Source organism: Rhodospirillales bacterium, assembly GCA_016699855.1.
GTDB lineage: Bacteria > Pseudomonadota > Alphaproteobacteria > Reyranellales > Reyranellaceae.
Genome location: CP064988.1, coordinates 3862939 through 3875538, shown reverse-complemented (window position 1 = coordinate 3875538; position 12600 = coordinate 3862939). Strand labels below are relative to the sequence as shown.

Here is a 12600-nt window from a genome sequence, read left to right as displayed (position 1 = left end):
GGCGGCGGCGCCGGGCGGTCTAGGACGGAACGAGGCGGCCGACGCGGCGCCGGACGCCGGCGGTCAGGCGCCCGGCGTCCACTTGTAGATGCGCTGGAGAGAGCCGCCCATCAGCGTCGCGCGGTCGCCGTCGGACAACCGGTCGGTGACGCGGAACGAGTCGACGCCCTGCTTGTAGGTCAGCAGCGCCACCGCCCGCGTCCAGTCCGTGCCCCACATGCAGCGCTCGAGCCCGAAGGCGTCGAAGATGCGGCCCAGTGGATCCCAGATGTCCTTGTACGGGAACGGCTGGTGCGCCAGCGTGCAGGCGCCGGTGATCTTCACAACCACGTTGGGCCGCGCCGCCAGCGCCAGCAGCTTGGGCAGCTCGGTCCACGGCTCCGGCGGCGCCGGCGGCTCGAACGGCTGCGCCAGGCCGAGATGGTCGATCACCAGCGTGGTGTCGGGATGCCGCGCGGCGAGCGCCGCGACCTGGTCCAGCCGGCCGCGCGCCATCAGGTTCACCGGCAGGCCGTGGCGGCCGGCGGCCGCGAGCACGCGGTTGACGCCGGGATCGGCGGGATCGGTCGACACGCCCTCGACCATCATGATGCGGATCGCGACGGCGCCCTTGGTGGCCGCCCAGTCGGCGATCGTGTCGGCCACGGCCGGGTCGTTGGCGTCGACCGGCTTGATCATCGCGAAGCGGCCGGGATGGGCGGCGTGGGCCGCGATCATGTAGCTGGGGTCGTAGCGGTACATGGTCCACACGGACACCAGCAGGGCCGCGTCGACGCCGACCGCGTCCATCGCCGCCACCATGTCGTCGCCGGTGACCTGCGGCGGGCCGTGCAGCACGGCCGTCCACGGCCGTCCGGGATGGTTCCGCTCGTAGACATGCACCTGCGCGTCGATCACCGGCATCGCTTCCACCCTTTCGCCCCGTCGGCGCCGGCGCGCCGCTTCAAGGCGCGCCCGTCCGACCGTCATTGGACGCGAGGCTAGGTCGCGCGGCGCCGCCGTTCAAGGCGGCGCTTGCCGAGACGCATTCCGAAACCGAGATCTTGGCCAGACGATTCTATCCACAGTGCGCACGTCCGCCCCGCACTTACGAGCGAACTTTATCGAATACGTCATCGCACGTACAATGGTCGTTGTTCGCAATGTGGCAGGACAGCGCAATGCCGGACGACGATGATCGAACAACGGCGGTTGGACTCTTCAATTTCGCCCATTCCTACTGGCGATCAGCCGCGACGCTGCGTGCGCATCCGGCGAAGGCAACTCATCCCGAGGACCCGGCATGGTTCCTGTACTGTCACGCCATCGAGCTATATTTGAAAGCGTTTCTTCGCTCTCGCGACGTTTCCGTGATGGCGCTTCGACGCGACTACGGTCACAACGTCAACCGCTTGGCGGCCGACGCACGAGAACGAGGGCTGTGCTTTGACAATGAAGATCACGAAGTAGTCAAGCTCATGATGGAGATGGACGTCTTGACTGTCCGATATATTCGGCGAGGCGCATTTACCCGTCCGACGCTTGATGCGCTTGACCGAACCTGCGCGAGCTTCCACGGCTCGATCGCAACGGCGCTCAGATGTAACGGTCACAGAATACGGGACTATCCCTTGGAGTGACGCGGTCGCCATAGCGGCACGTGTAGCGATTGGCCGGGGCGTCTGAATTCGGATGAGGGAGTGGCGGAATTAGAATCCGCACCCTTACTCCTTCGCCACGCACGTGCGTCGCGCCGCCCATCCGGCCGGCGCCGGACAGGCCCTTCAACGGGCCGCGCGCCGACCGGCCATGCGGCGGGCGAGGCGCCGGCGTTGCCGCGCACCGAGCCGCGCGCGGGCGACCGGCATCAACAGATCGCCCTTGAGCGCGAGGCGCGCGCGCTGCGCGGTGATGAACGCCCCGGCCGCGCGCGCGACCTCCTCGCGGGCATCGGCCGCGTCGACGTGAAGGCGCGCCTCCAGCGCGCGCGCCAGCCGCCCGGCGGCCGCCAGGACGTCGGCGTGGCCGCGCCGTAGCGACTCGATCAGGCCTCTCGCCGCGGCGTCGACGCCGGGAGCGTCGATCAGGATCGCGACCAGGTCCTCCTCGTCGGCGACGTGGCGCGCGAGATCCGTCCGCAGATAGGCGACCACGGCGCGCGCCAGCCGCCGCCACGCGCCGGCCCCGCCGCCGCCGGCGATGTTCTCCAGCAAGTTGAGCACCGCCAGCAGGCGGTAGTGCTCGGCGTCGTGGTAGTCGAGCGGCTCGTCGAGGAGCGCGGCGTCCAGCGCCTCGATCGCGCCACCGCGGGCCGCCTCCGGGGCGCCTCCATCGGCGCGGGCGTCCATCGACCTCTCACTGGACCAGCGGCGAGCTGGCGGCGGGAAGATCGACCCCCTCGATACGGGCCGCTCCGGCCAGCAGGCGGATATACTGGGCGACGCCGCGCGTCCACGACCGCGTGCGCAGCTCCTCGGCGATCGCGCCGGCCATCGCGTCGTACGGCAGCTCGCGCCCGCGCGCGATGTGGTCGACGCGCACGACGTGATAGCCGTAGCGCGTCGGCACGGGCACGGGGCAGAGCCCCGGCGCGTCGAGATTGAACAGGAACGTCTCCAACTCGTCGACGGTGTCGCCGCGCGCGACCTGGCCGAGACGGCCGCCGTCGCTCTTCGAGGGGCACGCGGAACGCTCCGCCGCCAGCGCCGGGAACAGCTCCGGTCGCGCCGCCAGCGTAGCGATCAGCTCTTGCGCCGCCGCCTTGGCGCGGACGCGGGCGTCCGCGTCGTCGGGCGCCGCCATCAGCAGGATGTGCGCCGCCTCGACGAGGTCGGGACTCCGGTAGCGGGCGCGGTTGTTGGCCCAGTAGCGGCGGCACGTCGCGTCGTCGGGCTCAGGCACGGCGACGGCCTCCGACAACAGGGCCGCGATCGCCGCGTCGTCGCCGTCGGGATCGGACTCGACCGCCGCCGCGCCGGTCAGGCCGCGGCGCGCGGCCTCGCGAAGCAGCAGCGCGCGCACCACCAGAGCCCGCGCCGCCGATCCGCGCGCGGCGTCGACCGACACGTCGGGATGGTGCTGGGTCTCGCGCGCGATCGCCGCCTCGGAATCTCGACGCCGTCGACCGAGACCGCGGTCATGGCCGCGCTCCCGACGCCGGCGGCGCCGATCCCCGGCGGCGGACCACCTGGTAGGGACGGAACACGTACCAGACCGGCGCGCTCCAGACGTGCACGAGCCGGCTGAAGGGGAACAGCAGGAAGATCGTCATGCCGAGGAACATGTGCGCCTTGAACACGGCGTCGACACCGGCCACCACGTCGGCGGCGCCGCCACGGAAGGTCACGATCCGCTGCGCCCACTCCGACAGCGCCATCATCACGCCGCCGTCGAGGTGACCCGCCGAGAACGGGATCGTGGCCATGCCGAGCACGAGCTGGACCCAGAGGATCGCCAGGATCGCGATGTCCATCGCGGAGCTGGTGGCGCGGATGCGCGGATCCGACAGGCGCCGGTGCAGCAGCATCGAGAGGCCGACGAAGCACGCCGCGCCGGCGATGCCGCCGGACACCATCGCCAGCAGCTGCTTGCCGCCGGCGGAGATGAAATGCTCGTAGACGGCGTGCGGCGTCAGCATGCCGACGAAGTGCCCGGCGAACAGGAACAGCACGCCGACGTGGAACAGGTTGCTGCCCCAGCGGAGCTGGCGCGCGCGCAGCATCTGGCTCGAGCCGCTGCGCCAGGTGTACTGCTCGCGGTCGAACCGGATCAGGCTGCCGGCGAGGAACACCGCGCCGCAGATGTACGGGTAGATGCCGAAGACGAACTGGTGGAGGTAGGCCTGCATCGTCCTCTCCTATGCCGTCATGCGCGCGACCATGGCCGACGCCCGGCCGCAGCCGGCGCCGTCCTGGAGACCGGGCGCGTTCTCCGGGCCGAACGTCACCGCCGCGTCCTCCCAGGCGCGGTCGAGCGCCACGAGGTCGTTCTCGTCGACGTCGTCGACCGCCGAGACGTCGGCGGGCAGCGTCGCGCCGGCGATCTCGGCCAGCGCGAGGAACGCCGCCGCGTAGGGCGAGCGCCGCTTGTCGAGGCGGGCGTAGACCGCCGCCAGGATGTGGCCTGTCTCGGCCAGCAGCCGGCGCGCCTCGGCCGGGTCGAGGATCGACAGGAACTCGAGGAACAGCGGCAGGTAGTCCGGCAGCTCGCCGGCGGTCACGTCCAGCCCGTGCTGGCGGTACAGGGCGACGAGGTCGAGCATCGCCGGTCCGCGGTCGCGCGAATCGCCATGCACGTGCTCGAACAGGTGCAGCGACAGCGTGCGCACGCGATCGAACAGGGACACGAACTCCGCCTGGCGGTCGAGCGTGTCGCCGCCGCCGAGCGCCAGCATCAGCCGCTCGACGCCGGCGCGCGCCGACGGCGAGAGGAAGGCCTCCGAGCGCAGCGCGTCGCGCAGCTCCGGCAGCGCGGCGCGCAGCCCGACGTCGGGATAGGACAGCAGCCGGCCGATCACGCGCAGGGTGAACATCACGACACCTCCTCCGGCTTGCGGGCCTTTCTCGCGCCGCCGAACAGGCCGATGCCGCTGGTCGCGGCCCCGTCCGAGCAGCCGTTGCCGAACGAGAAGCCGCAGCCGCCGCGCAGGTCGAAGGCGTTCTCCGCGTACTCGCGGTGCGTCGAGGGGATGACGTACCGGTCCTCGTAGTTGGCGATCGCCATGGTCCGGTACATGTCGTCGACCTGGGCCGCGGTCAGCGACACGCGCTCGAGCAGGTCGGCGCGCTCGACGCCGTCCACGTGGCGCGCCCGCATGTAGGCGCGCATCGCCATCATGCGCTCCAGCGCCGAGACCACGGGCGCCTCCTCGCCGGCGGTCAGCAGGTTGGCGAGGTAGCGCACGGGGATGCGCAGCGACCGCACGTCGGGAATGTCCCCCGACATGCCGATCTTGCCCGCGTCGGCGGCGGCGTGGATCGGCGAGAGCGGCGGCACGTACCACACCATCGGCAGCGTGCGGTATTCGGGATGGAGCGGGAACGCGATCTTCCAGTCGATCGCCATCCGGTAGGTCGGCGACCTGCGCGCCGCGGTCAGCCACGCCTCGGGGACGCCGTCGCGCCGCGCCTGCGCGACCACCGCCGGATCCTCGGGGTCGAGGAAGAGGTCGAGCTGCGCCTGGTAGACGTTCCGGTCCCCCTCCACGGCGGCCGCCGCCTCGATGCGGTCGGCGTCGTAGAGCATCACGCCGAGGTAGCGGATGCGTCCGACGCAGGTCTCCGAGCAGACCGTCGGTTCGCCCGCCTCGATCCGCGGATAGCAGAACACGCACTTCTCGGCCTTCCCCGACTGCCAGTTGTAGTAGATCTTCTTGTAGGGGCAGGCGCTGACGCACATGCGCCAGCCGCGGCACTTGTCCTGGTCGACGAGGACGATGCCGTCCTCCTCGCGCTTGTAGATCGATCCCGACGGGCACGCCGCGACGCAGGCCGGGTTGAGGCAGTGCTCGCAAAGCCGCGGCAGGTAGAACATGAAGGTGTTCTCGAACTGCCCGTAGATCTCCTTCTGGACGCCCTCGAAGTTGGCGTCGCGCGAGCGCTTGGCGAACTCGGTGCCGAGGATCTCCTCCCAGTTCGGACCCCACTTGATGCGGTCCATGCGCTTGCCGGTGATGAGGGACACCGGGCGCGCCACCGGCATAGCCTCGGACTCCGGCGCCGTCTGGAGGTGCTCGTAGTCGAAGGTGAACGGCTCGTAGTAGTCGTCGATCTCCGGCAGATGCGGATTGGCGAAGATCTTCGACAGAACGCGCCAGCGGCCGCCGATCCTCGGCTGGATGCGGCCGTTGCGCAGGCGGGTCCAGCCGCCCTTCCACTTGTCCTGGTTCTCCCACTCCTTGGGGTAGCCGATGCCCGGTTTGGTCTCGACGTTGTTGAACCAGGCGTATTCGACGCCCGACCGGCTCGTCCAGACGTTCTTGCACGTCACCGAGCAGGTGTGGCAGCCGATGCACTTGTCGAGGTTGAGCACCATCGCGATCTGGGCGCGCACTTTCATGGTCGTCCTCCAGGTCCGCCGCGACGCCGGCTCAACGCGCCGCCGGCGCGACGAGCGGGCCGTCGAGCCAGTCGATGTTCGCCATCTTCCGCACGATCACGAACTCGTCGCGGTTCGTGCCGATCGTCCCGTAGTAGTTGAACCCGTAGCTCTGCTGCGCGTAGCCGCCGATCATGTGCGTCGGCTTCGGGCAGGCGCGCGTGACGGAGTTGTGGATGCCGCCGCGCGCGCCGGTGATCTCGCTGCCCGGCACGTTCACGATCTTCTCCTGCGCGTGGTACATCATGACCATGCCCGACGGGACGCGCTGGCTGACGACGGCGCGCGCGACCAGCGCGCCGTTGGCGTTGAACGCCTCGATCCAGTCGTTGTCCTCGATGCCGGCGGCCTTCGCGTCGGTCTCGCTCAGCCACACGATCGGCCCGCCGCGCGAGAGCGTCAGCATCAGCAGGTTGTCGGTGTAGGTGCTGTGGATGCCCCATTTCTGGTGCGGCGTGATGAAGTTCAGCACCAGCTCGCGGTTGCCGTTGCCGCGCTTGCCGAGAAGCGGCGCGATGGTGCCGGTGTCCACCGGCGGCCGGTAAGAGCACAGCGCCTCGCCGAACGCCCGCATCCACGCGTGGTCCTGGTAGAGCTGCTGGCGGCCCGTGAGCGTGCGCCACGGGATCAGCTCGTGCACGTTGGTGTAGCCCGCGTTGTAGGAGACCTTCTCGGACTCCAGCCCGCTCCAGGTCGGCGACGAGATGATCTTGCGCGGCTGCGCGACGGTGTCGCGGAACCGGATCTTGTCGTCCTCGCGCGCCTCGGCGAGGTGGCGGTGGTCGCGGCCGGTGGCCTTGCCCAAGGCCGCCCACGCCTTGACCGCGACGTGGCCGTTCGTCTCCGGCGCCAGGCTCAGGATCACCTCGGCCGCGTCGATGTCGGTCTCGATCCGGGGCAGGCCCTTGCTCACGCCGTCCTCGGTCACGACGCCGTTCAGCTCGCCGAGGAACTTGACCTCGTCGTCCGTGTTCCAGCCGATGCCCTTGCCGCCGTTTCCGGCTTTCACCATCAGCGGACCGAGCGAGGTGAACTTGCGGTAGGTGTTCGGATAGTCGCGCTCGACCACGGCCATCGACGGCGCGGTCCTGCCCGGGACCAGCTCGCATTCGCCGGCGCCCCAGTCCTTCGGTTCGAACGCCTGCGCGAGTTCGCCGGGCGTGTCGTGCATGATCGGCGTCAGCACGAGCTCTTTCTCGACGCCGAGATGCGGCTTGCAGACCTCCGAGAACGACCTGGCGATGCCCTTGAAGATCTCCCAGTCGCTGCGCGCCTCCCACGCCGGATCGACCGCCGCGGTCAGCGGATGGATGAAGGGGTGCATGTCCGACGTGTTGAGATCGTGCTTCTCGTACCAGGTGGCAGTCGGCAGCACGATGTCGGAGTACATGCATGTCGTGGACATGCGGAAGTCGAGCGTCACCAGCAGGTCCAGCTTGCCGTCGGGAGCGTCCCGCCACCGGACCTCGAGCGGCTTCTCCGCCCCCTCCTCGCCGAGATCCTTGCCCTGCACGCCGTGCTGGGTGCCGAGCAGGTGCTTGAGGAAGTACTCGTGACCCTTGCCGCTCGAGCCCAGCAGGTTCGAGCGCCAGACGAACATGTTGCGCGGGAAGTTCACGGGATTGTCGGGATCCTCGCTGGCCATGCGCAGGGTCCGGTTCTTGAGCGCGTCGCACGCGTAGGCCACCGGATCCTTGCCGGCGGCGGCGGCGTCGCGGCAGACGTCGAGCGCGTTGGCCGCCAGCTGCGGCGCCGACGGCAGCCAGCCCATGCGCTCTGCGCGCACGTTGAGGTCGACCAAACTGCCCTTGACGCTGCCCTTCTCGAGCGGCGAGAGGATCGATTCGACGCCGACCTTCTCGTACCGCCACTGGCCGGTGTGCAGGTAGAAGAACGAGGTCGAGTTCATCTGCTTGGGCGGGCGGTGCCAGTCGAGCGCGAAGGCCAGCGGCGCCCAGCCGGTCTGCGGCCGCAGCTTCTCCTGGCCGACGTAGTGGGCCCAGCCGCCGCCCGACTGGCCGACGCATCCGCACATCACCAGCAGGTTGATGATGGCGCGGTAGTTCATGTCGGCGTGGTACCAGTGGTTCACCGCGGCGCCGAGGATCACCATCGACTTGCCGTTGGTCTTGTGCGCGTTCTCGGCGAAGGCGCGCGCCACCTCGACCACGCTGGCGCGGGGAACGCCGGTGATCCGCTCCTGCCAGGCCGGCGTGTAGGGAACGTCGTCGTCGAACGAGGCCGCCACGTTGCCGCCGCCGAGGCCGCGATCGACGCCGTAGTTGGCCAGGAAGAGGTCGTAGACCGTGGCGACCAGCGCCTCGCCGTCCTTCAGCGCGAGGCGCTTGGCCGGCACGTTCCGGTCGAGGACGGATTCGTGCGCCGTGCTCTTGAAGTGCTCGTGCGCGATGTTGCCGAAATACGGGAAGCCGACCGGGACGACCTCGTCGTGGCCGGCGGCCAGCGTCAGGCGCGGCTTGAACTCGGAACCGGTCGTGGCGTCGCGCGTCTCAAGGTTCCACTTCCCCTGCTGACCCCACCGGAAGCCCACGGTGCCGGTCGGCACGGCGATGTTCCCCGTGGCGTCGTCGACGCACAGCGTCTTCCAGTCGGGGTTGTTGGTCTCGCCCTTGCCGTCGACGAAGTCCGAGGCGCGCAGGAAGCGGCCGGCGACGTAGCGGCCGTCGCGCTTCTCGAGCCGGACCAGCATCGGCATGTCGGTGTAGCGGCGGCAGTAGTCGTCGAAATAGGCGCTCCTGCCTTTGACGTGCCATTCGCTCAGCACGACGTGGCCCATCGCCATCGCGAGCGCGGCGTCGGTGCCCTGCTTGGGCGCCAGCCACACGTCGGCGAACTTCGAGGCCTCGCTGTAGTCGGGCGTGACCGTGACGGTCTTGGCGCCCTTGTAGCGGACCTCGGTCATGAAATGGGCGTCGGGCGTGCGCGTCTGCGGCACGTTCGAGCCCCACATCATGATGAAGGTGGAGTTGTACCAGTCGGCGCTCTCGGGCACGTCGGTCTGCTCGCCCCAGGTCTGCGGCGAGGACGGCGGCAGGTCGCAGTACCAGTCGTAGAAGCTCATGCAGACGCCGCCGATCAGCGACAGGTAGCGCGAGCCGGCGGCGTAGGAGACCATCGACATCGCCGGGATCGGCGAGAATCCGATGATCCGGTCGGGGCCGTGCCGCTTGACGGTGTAGGCGTTGGCGGCGGCGATCAGCTCGTTGATCTCGTCCCAGCCGGCGCGCACGAAGCCGCCGCGGCCGCGCACCTCGCGGTAGGTCCGCGCCTTGGCGGGATCCTCGACGATCGACGCCCACGCGGTCACCGGGTCCGGCGAGACCGCCTTGGCGGCGCGCCACAGGCGCAGCAGCCGCCCGCGCACCAGCGGGTACTTCACGCGGTTGGCGCTGTAGAGGTACCAGCTGTAGCTGGCGCCGCGCGAGCAGCCGCGCGGCTCGTGGTTCGGCAGGTCCGGCCGCGTGCGCGGGTAGTCGGTCTGCTGCGTCTCCCAGGTGACGATCCCGCCCTTGACGTAGATCTTCCACGAGCAGGAGCCGGTGCAGTTGGCGCCGTGCGTGGAGCGCACGATCCGGTCGTGGCTCCAGCGGCCGCGGTAGCCGTCCTCCCACGTCCGGTCCTCGTTGGTGACGGTGCCGTGGGCGCCCGAGAAGGCTTCGACATTCTTGCGGAAGAACATCAGCCGGTCGAGGAAGTGGCTCATGGTGCGGTCTCCTTGATCGGTCGCGTCAGGCGGCGGCGGGCGCGGCCGCCGGACGGGCGCGCTCGATGTCGTGGAGCAGGCCGCCCCGGCGGGTGTAGAAGAACCAGGTGATGGCGATGCAGGTGACGTAGAAGGCGCAGAACGCCCACAACGCGGCCTGCGGTCCGCCGGTGATCGAGATCGAGCTGCCGTAGGCCTTGGGCACGAAGAACGCGCCGTAGGCCGCGATCGCCGAGGTGAAGCCGATGATCGCGGCCGACTCCTTGTCGCCCTGCAGGCGGCGCGCGTCGGCGGTGGCGCCCGGCATCAGCCGGTCCATGTCCCTGCGCATGATCGCGGGGATCATCTGGAACGTCGACGCGTTGCCCACGCCGCTGGCGAAGAACAGCAGCAGGAACATCGCGAAGAACCCGGCGAAGTTCCGCTCGCCGAGGAAGTGCACGACGCCGGCGGCGCCGAACGCCATGACGATGAACACCCAGAAGGTCACGCGGCCCCCGCCCCAGCGGTCGGAGACCCAGCCGGTCAGCGACCGCGACACGGCGCCGACCAGCGGCCCGAGGAAGGCGTACTGCAGGGCGTTGATCTCGGGGAACTGCGTCTTCGCCAGCAGCGGGAATCCGGCCGAGTAGCCGATGAAGGATCCGAACGTGCCGGTGTACAGCCAGCACATGATCCAGTTGTGGCGGCGCTGGAAGATGATCGACTGGTCGGCGAACGACGCCTTGGCGGAGGCGAGGTCGTTCATCCCTAACCACGCCGCGAAGGCGGACGCGACGATGAACGGCACCCAGATGAAGCCGGCGTTCTGCAGCCACATCCTGCTCTCGCGGCCGGCTTCCTTGGCGGTCACGGGATCGCCGCCCAGCCAGCCGAACACGCCGGCGGTGATCACCAGCGGCACCACGAACTGCACGACGCTGACGCCGAGGTTGCCCAGGCCGGCGTTGAGCGCCAGCGCGTTGCCCTTCTCCGCCTTCGGGAAGAAGAAGGAGATGTTCGACATCGACGAGGCGAAGTTGCCGCCGCCGAAGCCGCACAGCAGCGCCAGCACGAGGAACATCCAGTACGGCGTCGCGGGGTTCTGGACCGCGAATCCGATCCCCAGCGCCGGGATCAGCAGCGACCACGTCGCCAGCGTCGTCCACAGCCGCCCGCCGAAGATCGGCACCGTGAAGGAGTAGAAGATCCGCAGCGTGGCGCCGGACAGGCCGGGCAGCGCCGCCAGCCAGAACAGCTGGTCCGTGCTGTAGCGGAAGCCGATCGCCGGCAGCTTCGCGACCACCACCGACCACACCATCCACACCGCGAACGACAGCAGCAGCGCCGGGATCGAGATCAGCAGGTTGCGCCGCGCGATGGCGCGTCCCGTGGACGACCAGAAGGCCGGATCCTCGGGGCGCCAGTCGGCGATCGTCTTGGCCGACAGCGCGCCGACGTGGCGCGGTTCGTGGATCTCGCGCATCTCCGGCAGTTCCGGCAGGCGGTCGAGCGCCTCGCCGGCGGCTTCCCGCTCCATCGCGCGTATCGACACGTGCATCCAGACCAGAGAGCCGGCGGCGATCAGGAACAGCAGCATGAAGCAGCTCGTCCACACGCCAGTGAGGTCGTTCATGACGCCGAAGGCGATCGGCAGCGCGAAGCCGCCCAGGCCGCCGACCAAGCCGACGACGCCGCCGACGGCGCCGACGTGCTTCGGGTAGTAGACCGGGATGTGCTTGTAGACCGCGGCCTTGCCGAGGCTCATGAAGAAGCCCAGCACGAACGCCACGACCGTGAACGTGACGAGGCCCATCTCCATCGTGAAGGCGATCGGACCGGTTATGCCCTTCACGACGTACTGGGTCGGCGGGTAGGACATCACGAAGCAGGCCGCCACCGAGACGCCGAACGTCCAGTACATGACGCGCCGCGCGCCGTACCTGTCGGACAGCACGCCGCCGTAGATCCGGAACAGGCTGGCGGGCACCGAGTAGGCGGCGCCGATCATGCCGGCGGTGGTGATGTCGAGGCCGTAGACGCCGATGAGGTAGCGCGGCAGCCACAGCGCGAGCGCCACGAAGCCGCCGAAGACGAAGAAGTAGTAGAGCGAGAACCGCCAGACCTGGACGTTGCGCAGCGGCTCGAGCATCGCCGACATCGGCTCCGGCCGCGCTCCCGTGCGACGGCGCTCGGCGAGCAGCGGGTCGTCCTTCGTGCCGAACCAGAACAGCGCGGCCATGACGACCAGCGCTCCGGCCCAGATCTCGGCGACCGTCTTCCAGCCGTAGGCGACCATGATGAACGGGGCGAGGAACTTGGTGACCGCCGCGCCGACGTTGCCGGCGCCGAACACGCCGAGCGCCGTTCCCTGCTTGCCGGTCGGATACCAGCGCGAGACGTAGGCGATTCCGACCGAGAAGGAGCCGCCGGCGATGCCGACGCCGAGCGCGGCGATCAGGAAGGTCGTGTAGGTCGTGGCGTAGGTCAGCAACCACGTGGCGACCGCCGCGGCGAGCATCACCAGCACGTAGACGATCCGGCCGCCGTACTGGTCGGTCCAGATGCCGAGCATGAGCCGGCTGAGGGAGCCGGTCAGGATCGGCGTGCCGACGAGCAGGCCGAACTGGGTGTCCGAGAGGCCGAGGTCGGCCTTTATCTGGACGCCGATGATGGAGAAGATCGTCCACACCGCGAAGCAGACGGTGAAGGCCACCGTGCTCCATCCCAACGCGTTGGTCTGGTCGCCGCTCCGTATCCCGCCACCACCGACTTGCATGGTTCCCCCCGGTGTCGTGCCGCTTCCAAGGCGCATGCTTCGC

The 12600-nt window shown here is 69.5% G+C and carries 9 protein-coding genes; 1 reads left to right on the top strand and 8 read right to left on the bottom strand.

All coding sequences use genetic code 11. The annotated features are described in order from the left end of the window. Positions 1 to 63: 63 nt before the first annotated feature. The gene (locus IPK81_18260) at positions 64 to 903 is read right to left on the bottom strand and encodes an amidohydrolase family protein (protein ID QQS11499.1); all 840 of its coding nucleotides are present in this window, start codon (positions 901 to 903) and stop codon (positions 64 to 66) included. Positions 904 to 1160: 257 nt separating this feature from the next. Between IPK81_18260 and IPK81_18255 the strand changes: the two genes are divergently transcribed. Next, entirely contained in the window at positions 1161 to 1619 is a 459-nt protein-coding gene (locus IPK81_18255; GenBank protein QQS11498.1) for a hypothetical protein, read from the top strand. A 144-nt stretch (positions 1620 to 1763) separates the two neighbouring features. On the opposite strand, the gene IPK81_18250 is transcribed toward IPK81_18255, so the two are convergent. From IPK81_18250 to IPK81_18220, 7 genes are all read right to left on the bottom strand, one after another. Continuing rightward, entirely contained in the window at positions 1764 to 2327 is a 564-nt protein-coding gene (locus tag IPK81_18250) for a hemerythrin domain-containing protein (protein ID QQS11497.1), read from the bottom strand. Positions 2328 to 2334: 7 nt separating this feature from the next. Next, positions 2335 to 3045 (bottom strand): peptidyl-prolyl cis-trans isomerase, encoded by a 711-nt coding sequence (locus IPK81_18245; protein QQS11496.1) that lies wholly within the window; start codon positions 3043 to 3045, stop codon positions 2335 to 2337. Positions 3046 to 3115: 70 nt separating this feature from the next. Next, on the bottom strand, positions 3116 to 3826 hold the full coding sequence (gene narI, locus IPK81_18240; GenBank protein ID QQS11495.1) for a respiratory nitrate reductase subunit gamma: 711 nt from the start codon (positions 3824 to 3826) through the stop codon (positions 3116 to 3118). Between the two features lie 9 nt (positions 3827 to 3835). Further along, positions 3836 to 4510, bottom strand: coding sequence for a nitrate reductase molybdenum cofactor assembly chaperone (gene narJ / locus IPK81_18235; protein ID QQS11494.1), 675 nt, complete (start codon positions 4508 to 4510; stop codon positions 3836 to 3838). Continuing rightward, on the bottom strand, positions 4510 to 6036 hold the full coding sequence (narH, locus tag IPK81_18230) for a nitrate reductase subunit beta (protein ID QQS11493.1): 1527 nt from the start codon (positions 6034 to 6036) through the stop codon (positions 4510 to 4512). Before narH ends, narJ begins: the two co-directional genes overlap by 1 nt. A 31-nt stretch (positions 6037 to 6067) precedes the next feature. Then, positions 6068 to 9799 carry a nitrate reductase subunit alpha gene (locus IPK81_18225; protein ID QQS11492.1) on the bottom strand — a complete coding sequence of 1244 codons (3732 nt, stop codon included), beginning with the start codon at positions 9797 to 9799 and terminating at the stop codon, positions 6068 to 6070. A gap of 25 nt (positions 9800 to 9824) precedes the next feature. Further along, positions 9825 to 12557: an MFS transporter gene (locus tag IPK81_18220; GenBank protein ID QQS11491.1), complete on the bottom strand. Its 2733-nt coding sequence runs from the start codon at positions 12555 to 12557 to the stop codon at positions 9825 to 9827. Positions 12558 to 12600 lie beyond the last annotated feature (43 nt).